The organism is Pseudomonas sp. B21-023, from assembly GCF_024749165.1.
Taxonomy (GTDB): domain Bacteria; phylum Pseudomonadota; class Gammaproteobacteria; order Pseudomonadales; family Pseudomonadaceae; genus Aquipseudomonas.
On sequence record NZ_CP087190.1, the window covers coordinates 651,868 to 666,395 of the forward strand.

15 protein-coding genes are annotated in these 14,528 nt (G+C 64.2%); 9 read left to right on the forward strand and 6 right to left on the reverse strand.

What is annotated here, in order from left to right:
• The first annotated feature begins 98 nt into the window (after positions 1-98).
• The 5 genes from LOY42_RS02990 to LOY42_RS03010 all read left to right on the forward strand — a co-directional run bounded on the left by LOY42_RS02990 (position 99) and on the right by LOY42_RS03010 (position 5,359).
• On the forward strand, positions 99-1,013 hold the full coding sequence (locus LOY42_RS02990; protein WP_102683954.1) for an ABC transporter permease subunit: 915 nt from the start codon (positions 99-101) through the stop codon (positions 1,011-1,013).
• A gap of 3 nt (positions 1,014-1,016) precedes the next feature.
• A complete protein-coding gene (gene livM / locus LOY42_RS02995; protein WP_139673804.1) occupies positions 1,017-2,318 on the forward strand; it encodes a high-affinity branched-chain amino acid ABC transporter permease LivM in 1,302 nt (433 codons plus the stop codon).
• Positions 2,315-3,190, forward strand: a complete 876-nt coding sequence (locus tag LOY42_RS03000; RefSeq protein ID WP_031314650.1) for an ABC transporter ATP-binding protein — start codon at positions 2,315-2,317, stop codon at positions 3,188-3,190. Before livM ends, LOY42_RS03000 begins: the two co-directional genes overlap by 4 nt.
• Positions 3,187-3,903 (forward strand): ABC transporter ATP-binding protein, encoded by a 717-nt coding sequence (locus LOY42_RS03005; protein WP_102683956.1) that lies wholly within the window; start codon positions 3,187-3,189, stop codon positions 3,901-3,903. The genes LOY42_RS03000 and LOY42_RS03005 overlap by 4 nt, the downstream gene beginning before the upstream one ends.
• 688 nt (positions 3,904-4,591) lie before the next feature.
• On the forward strand, positions 4,592-5,359 hold the full coding sequence (locus LOY42_RS03010) for an SDR family oxidoreductase (protein ID WP_110701808.1): 768 nt from the start codon (positions 4,592-4,594) through the stop codon (positions 5,357-5,359).
• 76 nt (positions 5,360-5,435) lie between these two features.
• Here LOY42_RS03010 and LOY42_RS03015 read toward each other — a convergent pair whose 3' ends face one another.
• From LOY42_RS03015 to LOY42_RS03025, 3 genes are all read right to left on the reverse strand, one after another.
• A complete protein-coding gene (locus LOY42_RS03015) occupies positions 5,436-6,524 on the reverse strand; it encodes an AGE family epimerase/isomerase (RefSeq protein WP_139673801.1) in 1,089 nt (362 codons plus the stop codon).
• Between the two features lie 163 nt (positions 6,525-6,687).
• Positions 6,688-7,320, reverse strand: coding sequence for a TetR family transcriptional regulator (locus LOY42_RS03020; RefSeq protein WP_102683958.1), 633 nt, complete (start codon positions 7,318-7,320; stop codon positions 6,688-6,690).
• Positions 7,321-7,441: 121 nt separating this feature from the next.
• A complete protein-coding gene (locus LOY42_RS03025; RefSeq protein ID WP_198755618.1) occupies positions 7,442-7,942 on the reverse strand; it encodes a phage infection protein in 501 nt (166 codons plus the stop codon).
• A 335-nt stretch (positions 7,943-8,277) separates the two neighbouring features.
• Between LOY42_RS03025 and LOY42_RS03030 the strand changes: the two genes are divergently transcribed.
• Complete coding sequence (locus tag LOY42_RS03030; protein WP_258599763.1) at positions 8,278-10,344, forward strand: AsmA family protein; 2,067 nt, start codon at positions 8,278-8,280, stop codon at positions 10,342-10,344.
• A gap of 92 nt (positions 10,345-10,436) precedes the next feature.
• Here the strand turns inward: LOY42_RS03030 and LOY42_RS03035 are convergent, their stop codons facing one another.
• Positions 10,437-10,994, reverse strand: a complete 558-nt coding sequence (locus LOY42_RS03035) for a bacterioferritin (protein ID WP_177486066.1) — start codon at positions 10,992-10,994, stop codon at positions 10,437-10,439.
• Positions 10,995-11,000: 6 nt separating this feature from the next.
• Positions 11,001-11,342: an osmotically-inducible lipoprotein OsmE gene (osmE, locus tag LOY42_RS03040; RefSeq protein ID WP_102683961.1), complete on the reverse strand. Its 342-nt coding sequence runs from the start codon at positions 11,340-11,342 to the stop codon at positions 11,001-11,003.
• A 122-nt stretch (positions 11,343-11,464) separates the two neighbouring features.
• Here osmE and LOY42_RS03045 point away from each other — a divergent pair, with 122 nt between their 5' ends.
• Positions 11,465-12,355, forward strand: coding sequence for a triacylglycerol lipase (locus LOY42_RS03045; protein WP_102683962.1), 891 nt, complete (start codon positions 11,465-11,467; stop codon positions 12,353-12,355).
• Here the strand turns inward: LOY42_RS03045 and LOY42_RS03050 are convergent.
• Positions 12,336-13,229 carry a DMT family transporter gene (locus LOY42_RS03050; RefSeq protein WP_102683963.1) on the reverse strand — a complete coding sequence of 298 codons (894 nt, stop codon included), beginning with the start codon at positions 13,227-13,229 and terminating at the stop codon, positions 12,336-12,338. The two genes, LOY42_RS03045 and LOY42_RS03050, sit on opposite strands and share 20 nt — an antisense overlap.
• A gap of 141 nt (positions 13,230-13,370) precedes the next feature.
• On the opposite strand from LOY42_RS03050, the gene LOY42_RS03055 reads away from it, so the two are divergent.
• Both LOY42_RS03055 and LOY42_RS03060 read left to right on the forward strand, forming a co-directional pair.
• The gene (locus tag LOY42_RS03055) at positions 13,371-14,159 is read left to right on the forward strand and encodes a helix-turn-helix transcriptional regulator (protein WP_258599764.1); all 789 of its coding nucleotides are present in this window, start codon (positions 13,371-13,373) and stop codon (positions 14,157-14,159) included.
• Between the two features lie 64 nt (positions 14,160-14,223).
• On the forward strand, positions 14,224-14,508 hold the full coding sequence (locus LOY42_RS03060) for a PsiF family protein (RefSeq protein ID WP_046854024.1): 285 nt from the start codon (positions 14,224-14,226) through the stop codon (positions 14,506-14,508).
• Positions 14,509-14,528 lie beyond the last annotated feature (20 nt).

Here is a 14,528-nt window from a genome sequence, read left to right on the forward strand (position 1 = left end):
TTGTCAGTAGATGTGCACAGTTCTGCGCTGCGAGGGCCGCTGCACCCGGGCCCTGCGTGGTCGGCGCTCGTGCAATCTCAATCAGGTGAGATTGCGTTATGGATGGTATTTTCCTGCAGCAACTGGTCAACGGCCTGACCCTCGGGTCGGTCTATGGCCTGATCGCCATCGGCTACACAATGGTCTATGGCATCATCGGCATGATCAACTTCGCGCACGGCGAGGTGTACATGATCTCCGCGTACCTCGCGGCGATCAGCCTGGCATTGCTGGCCTACTTCGGTATCGAGTCGTTTCCGCTGCTGATGCTGGGCACCCTGTTGTTCACCATCGTCGTCACCGGCGTCTACGGCTTCACCATCGAACGCATCGCCTACAAACCCCTGCGCAACTCCACTCGCCTCGCGCCCTTGATCAGCGCCATCGGCATTTCGCTGATCCTGCAGAACTACGCGCAGATCAGCCAGGGTGCCCGCCAGCAAGGCGTACCGACCCTGCTTGAAGGCGCCATGCGTGTCGAAGTGGGCACCGGTTTCGTGCAACTGACCTACACCAAGATCTTCATCCTGGTGGCTGCCTTCGTCGGCATGGCACTGCTCACCTACGTGATCAAGTACACCAAGCTCGGGCGCATGTGCCGGGCCACGCAACAAGACCGCAAGATGGCCTCGATCCTGGGCATCAATACCGACCGGGTAATCTCCTACGTGTTCGTCATCGGTGCGGTGATGGCTGCGCTGGCCGGCGTGCTGATCACCATGAACTACGGCACCTTCGATTTCTACGCCGGCTTCATCATCGGTATCAAGGCCTTCACCGCCGCGGTGCTCGGCGGCATTGGCTCGCTGCCGGGGGCCATGCTTGGTGGGATCATCCTGGGGATTTCCGAATCGTTGTTCTCCGGCCTGATCAACTCCGACTACAAGGACGTGTTCAGCTTCTCGCTGCTGGTGATGATCCTCATCTTCCGTCCCCAAGGCCTGCTGGGTCGCCCGCTCGTGGCTAAGGTGTGAAACATGTCCGTTGCCAATACTGCCTCTGCTTCGCAAACCAAGGGTTTCGACCTTAAACGCAGCCTGCTGGAGACCCTCGTCGCGGGCCTGCTGGCCCTTATCGTCTTCGGCCCCGTCGTCGGCGTTGTGCTCGATGGCTACACGTTCAATGCCGAACCCGCCCGCGTGGCCTGGCTGGTCGGCGGCGTGATGGTCGGGCGATTCATCCTCAGCCTGTTCCTGCAAACGCCGACCGGCCAACGCATGCTTCAGGGCTTCGACAGCGGCGGCTCGGGCGTGCATGTGCTGGCGCCGAACTACAAGTCGCGCCTGCGCTACATCATCCCGGCGCTGATCGTTATCGCCATCGTGTTCCCGATCTTTGCCAACAAGTACCTGCTGACCGTGGTCATCCTCGGCCTGATCTATGTGTTGCTGGGGCTGGGCCTGAACATCGTGGTCGGCCTGGCCGGCCTGCTCGACCTGGGCTATGTGGCGTTCTACGCGATCGGTGCCTACGGCCTGGCGCTGGGCTACCAGTACCTGGGCCTGGGCTTCTGGAGCGTGCTGCCGCTGGCGGCCATCGCCGCGGCGCTGGCGGGGTGCATCCTCGGCTTCCCGGTGTTGCGCATGCATGGCGACTACCTGGCCATCGTCACCCTTGGCTTCGGTGAAATCATCCGCCTGGTGCTGAACAACTGGCTGTCGTTCACTGGCGGCCCCAACGGCATGCCGGCGCCGTCGCCGACCTTCCTGGGCCTGGAGTTCGGCCGCCGGGCCAAGGATGGCGGGGTGCCGATCCACGAGTTCTTCGGCTTCGAATACAACGCCAACCTCAAGTTCGTGTTCATCTACGCGGTGCTGTTCCTGGTGGTGCTGGCGGTGCTCTACGTCAAGCACCGGCTGACCCGCATGCCGGTGGGCCGCGCCTGGGAAGCCTTGCGCGAGGACGAGATCGCCTGCCGCTCGATGGGCCTGAACCACGTACTGGTCAAGCTTTCCGCGTTCACCCTCGGCGCGTCTACCGCAGGCCTTGCCGGGGTGTTCTTTGCCACCTACCAGGGCTTCGTCAACCCATCGTCGTTCACCTTCTTCGAGTCCGCGCTGATCCTGGCCATCGTCGTGCTCGGCGGCATGGGCTCGACCGTGGGCGTGGTGATCGCGGCGTTCGTGCTGACCGTGGCGCCCGAGCTGCTGCGCAGCTTCTCCGAATACCGGGTGCTGCTGTTCGGCGTGCTGATGGTGCTGATGATGATCTGGCGACCGCGGGGGCTGATCCGCATCAGCCGTACCGGCGTGGTCCCGCGTAAAGGAGTGGCGCCATGAGCGACGAAGTCATTCTGTCTGTAGACAACCTGATGATGCAGTTCGGTGGGATCAAGGCGCTCAGCGATGTCAGCCTGCAGGTCAAACGCAATCAGATCTTCGCCCTGATCGGCCCCAATGGCGCGGGCAAGACCACGGTGTTCAACTGCCTCACGGGCTTCTACAAGGCTACCGGCGGGCGGATCGAACTGAACGTGCGCGGCAGCCACACCAACGTCATCCAGCTGCTCGGCGAGCGCTTCCGGGCGGCGGACTTCGTTTCGCCGGCACGCTTCGCCAACCGCCTGTACTACAAGATGTTCGGCGGTACCCACCTGGTCAACCGCGCCGGGCTGGCGCGCACTTTCCAGAACATCCGCCTGTTCAAGGAAATGTCGGTGGTGGAGAACCTGCTAGTGGCCCAGCACATGTGGGTCAACCGCAACCTGCTGGCCGGGGTGCTCAATACCCCGGGTTATCGCAAGGCCGAGAGCGATGCCCTCGACCATGCGTTCTACTGGCTGGAGGTGGTCGACCTGGTGGACTGCGCCAACCGCCTGGCCGGTGAGCTGTCCTACGGGCAGCAGCGCCGCCTGGAGATTGCCCGGGCCATGTGCACCCGGCCGAAGATCATCTGCCTGGACGAACCGGCTGCCGGCCTCAACCCCCAGGAAACCGAAGCGCTGAGCCGCATGATCCGCGTGCTGCGCGACGAGCATGACATCACCGTGGTGCTGATCGAGCACGACATGGGCATGGTCATGAGCATCTCCGACCACATCGTCGTGCTCGACCACGGCAACGTGATCGCCGAGGGATCACCGCAGGATATCCGCCACAACCCGACGGTGATTGCCGCCTACCTGGGTGCCGACGAAGAGGAACTGACATGAGCGCGCCCATTCTCGAGCTGAAGGACCTGGATGTGTTCTATGGGCCGATCCAGGCCCTGAAGAAGGTCTCGATGCACATCAACGAGGGCGAGACGGTGAGCCTGATCGGCGCCAACGGCGCGGGCAAGTCCACGCTGCTGATGTCGATCTTCGGCCAGCCGCGCGCGGCATCCGGGCAGATCGTGTATCGCGGCACCGACATCACCCGCAAGTCGTCGCACTACATCGCGTCCAATGGCATCGCCCAGTCCCCGGAGGGGCGTCGTGTGTTCCCCGACATGAGCGTCGAGGAAAACCTGATGATGGGCACCATCCCGATCGGCGACAAGCATGCAGATCAGGACATGCAGCGCATGTACGAACTGTTTCCGCGGCTCAAGGAGCGGCGCAACCAGCGGGCCATGACCATGTCCGGGGGGGAGCAGCAGATGCTGGCGATTGCCCGGGCGCTGATGAGCCGGCCCAAGCTGTTGCTGCTCGATGAGCCGTCGCTGGGGCTGGCGCCGATCGTGGTCAAGCAGATCTTCTCGACCCTGCGCGAGCTGGCGCAGACCGGGATGACCATTTTCCTGGTCGAGCAAAATGCCAACCATGCATTGAAGCTGTCGGACAGGGCCTATGTGATGGTCAACGGGCAGATTCGCATGACCGGGACTGGGCAGGAGCTGTTGGTCAACGAGGAGGTGCGTAACGCCTACCTGGGCGGGCACTGATCCAGCACTGGGGCCGCAGCGCGGCCCTTTCGCCGGCAAGCCGGCTCCCACAGGGGTGGTGCTTGGCTTGAGGGCCATGCAACCGGAGTGGGAGCCGGCTTGCCGGCGAAGGGGGCTGCCATGCAGCCCCAACCCAAGTCAGTCGAGATGTGGACAAGTTGTCGCATATCTTTCTCGAAGCACTCCACAACTCCCACGCAAGCTATTGTTTCCACAGCTGGAAAACTTTCCACGGATTATGTGGAACCGCCTGTGGAAAACATGGTGGCACCTTGCTCAAGCCCTTGTGTACCGCAGCCTCCAAGGAACTGTTCGTTTTTTGATCAGGTCTTGCTTGTGCATGATTTATTGAGGGTTTTTAGCAGCAGCGCGGTTCATCCACAGCTATCTGAGTTCTGTGGATAAGTCTGTGAAAAAACTTTGGACAGACCGCCGCAGACGGCAGGTTGAAAGCGTTGCGCCATCACGGGCAGATGTCCACAGCAAGCAAAGGTTCCCTGGAACCGACAAGTTGCCCCCAATCTGTGGGGAAAGCCTTGTGGATAAGATGCGCATAGCCTGACGAAAGCCCGCAATCACGGGGCTTTTCAGCGTCTGTACGTTTTTTGACCAGTGGCTGAAACGGTTGTCGACAACGCTTGCGCCGGGCATGCTGCAAGGCCTGCCGAGCACACCCAAGGAGAAGAGCATGACGTCCACCGTATTCATCACTGGCGCGACTTCCGGTTTCGGTGAGGCCACCGCCCGCCGTTTCGCCGATGCTGGCTGGAAGCTGGTGCTCACCGGTCGCCGCAAGGAGCGCCTGGATGCGCTGTGCCAAGAACTCTCGGCCAAGACCGAGGTGCATGGGCTGGTGGTCGATGTGCGTGATCGCCAGGCCATGGAGGCCGCCATCGCCAGCCTGCCGCCGAGCTTCGACAAGCTCCAGGGCCTGGTCAACAATGCCGGCCTGGCATTGGGTGTGGATGCGGCGCAGAACTGCAGCCTGGACGACTGGGAAACCATGGTCGACACCAACATCAAAGGCCTGATGTACACCACCCGCTTGCTGTTGCCGCGCCTGATCGCCCACGGGCGCGGCGCGTCGATTCTCAATGTCGGTTCGGTAGCGGGCAACTACCCGTACCCCGGCGCGAATGTGTATGGCGGCACCAAGGCCTTCGTCGGCCAGTTCTCGCTGAGCCTGCGCTGCGACCTGCGCGGCACTGGCGTGCGGGTCAGCAACATCGAGCCGGGGCTGTGCGAAAGCGAGTTCTCGCTGGTGCGTTTCGGCGGCGACCAAGCCAAGTACGACGCCACCTACGCCGGTGCCGAGCCGATCCAGCCGCAGGACATCGCCGAGACCATCTTCTGGATCCTCAACCAGCCGGCGCATATCAATATCAACAGCCTTGAGCTGATGCCAGTGAGCCAGGACTGGGCAGGGTTCTCGATCGATCGCTCGCTCAAGGGCTGATGCGCTGCAAGCCCGCTCCCATGCCTGTACGACGCGGGAGCGGCGGTGCGCCGATGCGACTTGCCCCGCGATTGTGTCAGATCAGGCGCTGCAAGCCTTCCAGGCAAGTCGCCAGGTGGTAGGGCGTGGTCGAAGGCATGTCATGGCGGCTCACTGCCCCCTCGCCATCGCGGCACTCATGCCAGCCGCCTTCATGCAGGAAGCGTGACTCCAGCGCCGTGAGCTGTTCCAGCAGCCGCGCCTCGCTTCCCGGTCGCAGGGCCAGTGCCCGCAGGTACTCCACCTGCGCCCAGATACGCTGTGTCGCGTCGATCACCTTGCCGTCCACATCCAGCATCGCCAGTACCGCAGCATCCTTCACGCCGCACTGTTCGGCGAAGTCGAAGGCCCGCTCGATGGAGGCATGCAGCGCAGTACCGCGCAGCAACTCGGAAGTGTCGAGCAGATAGAACCATTCGAACTGGTGTCCCGGCTCGAACCAGTTATCCACAGCCCCGCGCGGTTTCTCCAGCATCAGGCCGTGTTGCGGCTCGATGAACTGCGCCTGCAAGCCGTCGCACAGCTGCAACAGCGAGTGACGCACCTCTTCATCCTCACGTACCGCCAGCACTTGCAGGAAGGCTTCGGCCAGGTGCATCTGCGGGTTCTGCAGCGGGCCGCTGCCCAGGTCTGACCAATCCTCACCCAGGCTGGCCTCGTACAGGCCATCGTCGCGGGCGAACTGCTCGTGGATCACCTCGAGGGCACCATTGAGCGTGGCTTCCACCAGCCCTTCGCCGACCTTGCCCAGGTAATGGGCGCAGGCGAAGACGATGAAGGCATGGGTGTAGAGGTCCTTGCGCCGGTCCAGCGGCTTGCCCTGGGCGTCGATGCTGTAGAACCAGCCGCCGTGCTCGGCGTCGTGGAAGTGCTTCTGCAGTGAGCGGAACAGCGCCGCGGCGCGCTCGGCGGCGCCCGGTTGTTCTATACGGCTGCTGAACAGGTACAGCTGGCGGGCGCAGGCCATGGCCCGGTAGCGTTGCACCGGCAGTGGCCGGTGCTGGGTGTCGAGGGCCTCGTAGGGCAGTGCCATGTCGGCGTTCCAGCCTGGGCCTTGCCACAGCGGCACGATGCGATCGGCGAAGTGCTGTTGGAAACGGGTCAGTGCGGGGCGGGGGTCGGACATGGTGGCGCTCGTGGACGGTCGGGCAGGGCGCCATGGTAGCAGAAGTGGCCAGTGGTTCGTGGGAGCGGGCAGCGTGGGAGCGGCGATGCGGCGACCCGACTTGCCTCGCGATGGCGCTATCGCGGGGCAAGCGCGCTCCCACGATCCTGTTTGGGCAAGAGCGTCAGCCTGGATTGCCCAGCCCCTGCCAGTGCCGAGCGCCGACAAAAATGAAGCGCAACTGCTGGGTGATCTTTTCCTGTGCCGTCAGCGCCTGTGCATGGCCCGGTTCGGGGCTGTCGATCAGCTCGGGCAGGGTGGCGAACACGGTCTTGACCACCAGGTCGGCCATCACCGCCAGGGCGGCGCCGTCCAGGTGCCGCCAGCGCGGCATGCGCGCAAGGTCGGTGGCCAGGTCGCTGCTGATGTCCTGGCGCAGGCGGGCGATGGCTTGGCGCACCGGTTGCGAGCCGCCGTACTGCTCGCGGGCGAGGAACAGGAACTGCGCGCGGTGGGCGGCGACCACGTCGAGGAAGATGCGCACCGAGGCATCGGTGATGCCACCCAGTTCGAATTCGTTATGGCGCACCAGGCGGATGGTCTGGCGGAAGGTGGTGTCCACCTCGGCGACCAGGGCCAGGCCCAGGGCGTCCATGTCGGGGAAATGACGGTAGAAGCCAGTGGGCACGATGCCGGCGGCCTTGGCCACCTCGCGCAGGCTGATGCTGCCGAAACCCCGGCCGCTTTCCATGAGCAGGCAGGCGGCATCCAGCAGGGCCTGGCGGGTTTGTAGCTTCTGTTCGGCGCGCGGCAGCATGGGCAGGCTTCTATGACGGTACGGCTGGGCATTCTGGATAGAAAAACGAAGCCCGGTCAATGGACCGGGCTTGGAGGGGTGCAGCTGCTACGCGGAGGGTTGTTGTTTTCGGCCATGGCGATCAGCTCACACGGCTGAGTTCGACCAGGCGATCCGAGCCACCCTCGGCTACACGGTTGTTGCGTTCGTTGAGGCGATCGGAACCACCTTCGGCGACGCGGTCGTTGCGTTCGATCAGGCGATCGGAACCACCCTCGGCGACGCGGTCGTTGCGTTCGATCAGGCGATCGGAGCCCCCTTCGGCGACACGGTCGTTGCGTTCGATCAGGCGATCGGAACCACCCTCGGCGACACGGTCATTGCGTTCAATCAGGCGATCAGAGCCACCTTCGGCAACACGGTTGTTACGTTCGAGCAGGCGTTCGGCACCGCCTTCGGCCACGCGGCCTGCACGTTCCTGCAGGCGCTCGGCGCCACCTTCTGCCAGGGTGTTCAGCGGTTGGCTGACGGTGATGGCGCTGGAGCGCGACTCGGCGCTCAGGTGCTGGTCTTCGGCTGGCAGGGCGAAGGCGTTGGCAGCAAGTACAGACAGGGTCAGGCTCAGCAGCAGATGGCGTTTCATGATTCGGTGCTCCTCTGGGGGGCTGGAAAGTGGGTACGGAGCCAATGCTACGCCCGGTAACTCCAGAGAAAAGTTCATCAGGATAATGGTAACAATCGACGGCATTGATACTGTGCTTGGAGCGCTCTGGCTCAATGTTTTCGGCGATGCGCCGAGTATTGAGGCACGCCGACTCCCCGGTAACACTGCCACGCTCCGTAGACCAAAAGCTGAGAAAATCGTCAGGAAAATCTTGGTTATCATGCTGCGCGGATTAAACCCGGCGGGTTTTCATCAGTCCGACATAATGAGTGCCATCGTCGCGCCGCCTTCCATGCAGTCAGGAGAATCACGCAATGACGCGCCCTGCCAGAATCATCGTCTGGACCCTCGCCACCCTGGCCACCCTGTTGGCAATCCTGGTGGTGGTGATCGCCACCTTCGACTGGAACCGCGTCAAGCCGTTGCTCAACGAGAAAGTCTCCGAAGCCCTGCACCGGCCTTTCGCGATCAATGGCAACCTCGCGGTGCACTGGCGCACCGAACCCGAGGAGGGCGGCTGGCGTGCCTTCGTGCCCTGGCCGCACTTCACCGCCGAAGACCTCACCCTGGGCAACCCCGAATGGCTCAAGGAGCCGCGCATGGTGGGCCTGGAGCGGGTGGATTTTCGCCTGGCGCCGTTGCCGCTGATCGTCCAGCGCATCAGCATCCCGCGCATCGACCTGGTCAAGCCCAGTGCCAGCCTCACCCGCCTGGTCGATGGCCGGGCCAACTGGGTGTTCGACTTCGGGCCCAAGGATGAGCACGAGGAGCCGTCGAAGTGGGTGCTGGACATCGGCGCGATCGGCTTCGACCAAGGCAATGTCAGCTTCGACGACCAGACCCTGAAAACCAGCATGAAAGTGCAGGTCGACCCGCTGGGCAAGCCGATTCCGTTCAGCGACATCGTCGGCAAGGCCCGCGCCGAGAAGGCCGGCAACGCCCAGGACTATGCCTTCGGCTTCAAGGCCCAGGGGCGCTACAAGGGCCAGGCGGTGGCCGGCACCGGCAAGATCGGCGGCCTGCTGGCGCTGCAGGATGCCAGCCAGCCGTTCCCGCTGCAGGCCGACGTGCGCATCGGCGATACCCACGTGGCCCTTGCCGGTACCCTGACCGACCCCCGGAACCTGGGGGCCCTCGACCTGCGCCTGAAGCTCTCCGGCAGCAGCTTGGGCAACCTCTACCCGCTGACCGGCGTGACCCTGCCCGACACGCCACCCTACGCCACCGACGGCCACCTGAGCGCCAACCTGCATGCCGCCGAGGGCGCGCATTTCCGCTATGAAGGCTTCAACGGCAAGATCGGCGACAGTGATATCCATGGTGACCTGGCCTTCGTCGCCAGCCAGCCCCGGCCGAAACTGTCCGGCAACCTGGTTTCCAATCAACTGCTGTTCAAGGACCTGGCACCGTTGATCGGCGCCGATTCGAACGCCGAGCAGAAGGCCCGTGGCGGCGCCAGCAAGCAGCCGGCCAACAAGGTGTTGCCGGTAGAGGAGTTCCGCACCGAGCGCTGGCGGGCGATGGATGCCGACGTGACCTTCGCCGGCAAGCGCATCGTGCACAGCGAGAAACTACCGTTCAATGACCTGTCTGCCCATGTGATTCTCGAGGATGGCCTGCTGCGCCTGGAACCGCTGCGCTTCGGCGTGGCCGGGGGCAGCCTCGATTCCAACATCCGCCTGGACGGGCGCAGCACGCCGATGCAGGGGCGCGCCCAGCTCACCGCCCGGGGCTTCAAGCTCAAGCAATTGTTCCCCAGCTTCGCGCCCATGCAGACCAGCTTCGGCGAGCTCAACGGCGACGCCGATATCAGTGGCCGGGGCAACTCGGTGGCGGCGTTGCTCGGCACTTCCAACGGCGACCTGCGCCTGCTGATCAACGATGGCGCCATCAGCCGCAGCCTGATGGAGATCGCCGGGCTCAACGTGGGCAACTACGTGATCGGCAAGCTGTTTGGCGATGAGGAAGTGAAGATAAACTGTGCCGCGGCCGATGTCGGCATCAAGGAGGGCCTGGCGACCACCCGCCTGTTCGTTTTCGATACCGAGAACGCGATCATCTACATTAACGGCACGGCCAATTTCGCCAGCGAGCAACTGGACCTGAAGATCACCCCGGAATCGAAAGGGTTGCGGCTGTTCTCGCTGCGCTCGCCGTTGTATGTGCGCGGGCCGTTTGCCAAGCCCAGTGCCGGCGTGCAGGCAGTACCGCTGGCTTTGCGCGGTGCGGGGATGGTGGCCTTGGGTGTGGTGGCGGGGCCGGCGGCGGGGCTGCTGGCGCTGATCGCGCCGAGCAGCGGCGATGTGCCCAACCAGTGCACGCCGTTGTTGCAGCAGATGCGCGCCGGCAAGGCGCCGGCGGCGGTGAAGGCCAAGAAGTAGGGCCGCTTTGCGGCCCGATCGCTCCCACAGTTATCACCGATCGCCTGTGGGAGCCGGCTTGCCGGCGATTGGGGCGCACAGCGCCCCCAACACTACAAGCCCTGCAACAGATCCGACATATCGTCGGCGTGCTCTTCTTCCTGGGCCAGGATGTCTTCGAAGATGCGCCGCGTGGTCGGGTCTTTATCGCCGATGTACTGGATGATCTCGCGGTAGCTGTCGATGGCGATCCGTTCGGCTACCAGATCCTCCAGCACCATCTCCTTCAATGAACTGCCCGCCACGTACTGGGCATGGGAATTCTTGGTCAGGTTGTCGGGGTTGAAGTCCGGCTCGCCGCCCAGCTGTACGATGCGTTCGGCCAGCTTGTCGGCATGCTCGGCTTCCTGGGTGGCGTGCTCGAGGAACTCCTCGGCGGCGACGCTGGCCTTGATACCGCTGGCCATGAAGTAGTGACGCTTGTAGCGCAGCACGCAGACCAGCTCGGTGGCCAGCGACTCGTTGAGCAGGCGCAGGATATTCTCGCGATCGGCGTGGTAACCCTCGGTCACCGCGCCTTGCTCGACATGCTGGCGGGCACGTTCGCGCAGGGTTTTCACATCGGTCAGTTCAACGCTCATGTTCATCTCCGAAAGGATCAGGGTGGTCATGGGGTGTCATGCGCCGTGGACGGCGTCGCTGTCTTCCTGGCGTTGCTTGCAGGTCTTGAAGCCCTTGGCGTCGACATGGCCGGTGGCGTCGAAGCGCACGTAATAGGGCTGTTGCTGGCCATCGCGGTTGAGGATGTAGTCGTTGCAGGTGCCGCCGTGGGGCAGGTCGCTGACATTCGACGGGCTGCCGCCGATGGCGATGACCTTCTGCATGGTCATGCCGTGCTCCACCTGCTTGACCAGCGGCTCGTCGCGGTAGGTGACGTAGTCCACCGGGTTTTCCGGGCGGCTGCCGCAGGCGGCGAGGGTCGCGCTTGCCAGAAGGATGGCCAGGGTGTGCTTGTACATGGTCCCGCTCCTTGCTCAGGGTCTGTTCTGCTTGGAACCGCGCAGCGCGCCGGGAGTTCGATTGCGAATGACGCAGGGCACGCTGTAGTGTGGGCCGGTCGTCCATGGAAAAGGGCAGGGTGATGAGTCAGGAACTGGCCACGCGTTATCCACTGGTGCTGGTGCCGGGCATGCTCGGTTTCGTGCGGGCACTGCTGTATCCCTACTGGTTCGGCATTGTCCCGGCATTGCGCCGGGGCGGCGCGCAGGTATATCCGGTGCAGATATCGCCGCTGCATTCCAGTGAGGTGCGCGGCGAGCAGCTGTTGATCATCATCGAGGACATCTGCCAGCGGACGGGGGTCGAGAAGGTCAACCTGATCGGCCACAGCCAGGGCGCGCTCAGTGCCCGCTATGCGGCGGCGAAGCGGCCAGACCGGGTGGCCTCGGTGACCTCGGTGGCCGGCCCCAACCATGGCTCGGAGCTGGCCGACCACCTTGAACGCACGGCGCCGGGCGACTCTGCCAAGGGGCGCATCCTCAAGGCCGTGCTGCATGGTTTCGCCGTGCTGCTGGGCTGGCTGGAGACCGGCTGGCGCCGGGATCCGCTGCCGATCGACGTGCATGCCTCGCACCAGTCGCTGACCAGCGCCGGGGTGGCGCTGTTCAACCAGGCTTATCCACAGGGGCTGCCCGAGGTCTGGGGCGGCGAGGGGCCGGCCGAGGTGAACGGCGTACGTTACTACTCCTGGTCAGGCACCTTGCAGCCGGGCCGCACCGACCAGGGCTTGAACCGCTTCGACGGCAGCAATCGCTTCTGCCGCTTGTTTGCCCGCAGCTTCGTGCGCGAGAAGGGCCACTGCGACGGCATGGTCGGGCGCTTCAGCTCGCACCTGGGCCAGGTGATCGGCGACGACTATCCGCTCGACCACCTGGACATCGTCAACCAGTCCCTCGGCGCGGTGGGCAAGGGCGCCGAACCGGTGCGGCTGTTCACCGAACATGCCGCACGGCTCAAGGCCGCGGGGGTGTGACCGTGCGACGTACTGGCGTTGTCCAGCGCTCGGCCAGCAGCACGCCGACCAGTGTCAGCAAACCGCCGACCAGGTGATAACTGGCCAATTGCTCGTCCAGCACCACGGCGGCGATCACCGCCGTGACCACCGGCAGCAGGTTGAAGAACAGCGTGGTGCGGCTCGGGCCCAGGCGATGCACGGCCTGCATCCATACTCGCGGCGCGACCATCGAGGCCAGCAGGCCGGCATACAGCACCAGGCCGAGGTTGTGGCCGTTCAGCCCGGTCTTCGGTGACAGCACAAACAGCGGCAGCAGCACCAGGATCGCCACCAGCACCTGCAGGTAGAGCAATTGCAGCGGCGGCAGGCGCAGCTGCCATTTCTTCAGCAGGAAGCTGTACAGCGCATAGGCGAGGGTGGCCACCAGCATCATCAGGTCGCCACTGTTCAGGCCCTGGTGCAGCAGCGTGCCAGGCTGCCCGGCCGAGACGACTTCAAGCACGCCGAAGAACGACACGATCGCGCCCAGCAGCGCGCCGTAGCTCAGGCGCTGGCCCAGCCAGGCGATGGACAGGGCCAGTGACATCAGCGGCATCAGCGAGAGGATGATGCCCATGTTGGTGGCGCTGGTGATGCTGGCGGCGAAGTACGCCAGGCTCTGGTAGATGGCCATGCCCAGCACGCCCAGCACGAACACCTTGCCCAGGTGCGGGCGGATCGCCGCGCGGTTGCGCCAGACCTGGGGCAACAGGAACGGCGTGAACAACAGGCCGGCCAGCAGCCAGCGGTAGAAACCGATCTCGGCCGGGAAGATGGCCCCCGCGGACATCTTGGTGACCACGGTGTTGCCGGCCCAGATGAGGATGGCGATGAGGGGGAAGAGGTAGTTCATTGGGACTCTCAGGTAACGGGTGTCCTCTGCAGGAGCGGGCTCGCCCCCTCCTACAGGGAGGGTGTGACGGCGGGTATTATCGCTTGTCTGCTTGCATGCCTATACTTCCATCCAGACAACCTACCCCGCGAAGCAGACAGCATGGCCCGCAAGTACCTCGACATTCCGCGCTTCGACCAGCTCCCGGCCCCGGTGTACTTTCGCTACGACGAATTCGGTGCCGACACCCACAGCGCCCCGCACCGTCACCCCTGGGGCCAGCTCAACTACGCATCCCATGGCCTGATGCACCTGGACGTCGAAGGCCAGCGCTTCATCTCGCCGCCGCACTACGCCGTGTGGGTGCCGCCGGATACCGAGCATGGCTGCTACAACCCCCAGGCCATCGTCTACCGCTCGGTCTACCTTGACCGCAGCTTGTGTGCCGGGCTGCCTGCACAACCCTGCAGCCTGGTGATCAGCGACATCCTCAAGGCGATCCTCGGCGACTTCGCCCGCCGCGACCTGCGCATCGCCCGGGACGAGCGTGACCAGCGCCTGGCACAGGTGCTGCTGGACCAGTTGCACCTGGCGCAGACCCAGACCTGCTACCTGCCGTTCGCCCGCAGCGACAGCCTGCGCCAGGTGCTTGAAGGATTGCATGGCGAACCCGGCGACAACCGCCCGCTGGCCCACTGGGCCGCGCAGGTGCATGTCAGCGAACGCACCCTGGCGCGGCAGTTCCTGCGTGAACTGGGGATGAGCTTCGGCGAATGGCGCCTGCGCCTGCGCTTTCTACGCGCCATCGAGGCGCTCGAGGCAGGCACCGCGATCCAGGCCATCGCCTTCGACCTCGGCTACAGCAGCGCGTCGGCCTTCATAGCCATGTTCCAGCGCCAGGCCCGGTGCACGCCGGAACAGTACCGACGGCGGGCGCGGACAGAGATGTAAAAATTCTTGTCTACACTCAGCTGCGACGAGCGCGCATCCGGCGCGCAGGCAAGGAGACCACTCCATGAAGCTGCTGCACGTACCCCTGCTGGTGTTGGGCATGTTGATCGCGGGGCAAGGATTCGCCGCCACCGCGCAACAGGAAAAGATGAAGACCTGCAACGCCGACGCGACCGCCAAGGCGCTCAAGGGCGACGAGCGCAAGGCGTTCATGAGCACTTGCCTCAAGGCCAAGCCTGCCGCCACCCAGCAGGAGAAGATGAAGACCTGCAACGCCGATGCCACCACCAAGGCGCTCAAGGGCGACGAGCGCAAGACCTTCATGAGCGACTGCCTGAAGAAGAAATGACCTGCGCCTATGCCTCTGCC

Excerpts from the sequence above, each read along its gene's own strand:
- LOY42_RS02990 (WP_102683954.1), top strand. The coding sequence starts at position 99 with ATGGATGGTATTTTCCTGCAGCAACTGGTCAACGGCCTGACCCTCGGG.
- livM (WP_139673804.1), top strand. The coding sequence starts at position 1,017 with ATGTCCGTTGCCAATACTGCCTCTGCTTCGCAAACCAAGGGTTTCGAC.
- LOY42_RS03000 (WP_031314650.1), top strand. The coding sequence starts at position 2,315 with ATGAGCGACGAAGTCATTCTGTCTGTAGACAACCTGATGATGCAGTTC.
- LOY42_RS03005 (WP_102683956.1), top strand. The coding sequence starts at position 3,187 with ATGAGCGCGCCCATTCTCGAGCTGAAGGACCTGGATGTGTTCTATGGG.
- LOY42_RS03010 (WP_110701808.1), top strand. The coding sequence starts at position 4,592 with ATGACGTCCACCGTATTCATCACTGGCGCGACTTCCGGTTTCGGTGAG.
- LOY42_RS03015 (WP_139673801.1), bottom strand. The coding sequence starts at position 6,524 with ATGTCCGACCCCCGCCCCGCACTGACCCGTTTCCAACAGCACTTCGCC.
- LOY42_RS03020 (WP_102683958.1), bottom strand. The coding sequence starts at position 7,320 with ATGCTGCCGCGCGCCGAACAGAAGCTACAAACCCGCCAGGCCCTGCTG.
- LOY42_RS03025 (WP_198755618.1), bottom strand. The coding sequence starts at position 7,942 with ATGAAACGCCATCTGCTGCTGAGCCTGACCCTGTCTGTACTTGCTGCC.
- LOY42_RS03030 (WP_258599763.1), top strand. The coding sequence starts at position 8,278 with ATGACGCGCCCTGCCAGAATCATCGTCTGGACCCTCGCCACCCTGGCC.
- LOY42_RS03035 (WP_177486066.1), bottom strand. The coding sequence starts at position 10,994 with ATGACCACCCTGATCCTTTCGGAGATGAACATGAGCGTTGAACTGACC.
- osmE (WP_102683961.1), bottom strand. The coding sequence starts at position 11,342 with ATGTACAAGCACACCCTGGCCATCCTTCTGGCAAGCGCGACCCTCGCC.
- LOY42_RS03045 (WP_102683962.1), top strand. The coding sequence starts at position 11,465 with ATGAGTCAGGAACTGGCCACGCGTTATCCACTGGTGCTGGTGCCGGGC.
- LOY42_RS03050 (WP_102683963.1), bottom strand. The coding sequence starts at position 13,229 with ATGAACTACCTCTTCCCCCTCATCGCCATCCTCATCTGGGCCGGCAAC.
- LOY42_RS03055 (WP_258599764.1), top strand. The coding sequence starts at position 13,371 with ATGGCCCGCAAGTACCTCGACATTCCGCGCTTCGACCAGCTCCCGGCC.
- LOY42_RS03060 (WP_046854024.1), top strand. The coding sequence starts at position 14,224 with ATGAAGCTGCTGCACGTACCCCTGCTGGTGTTGGGCATGTTGATCGCG.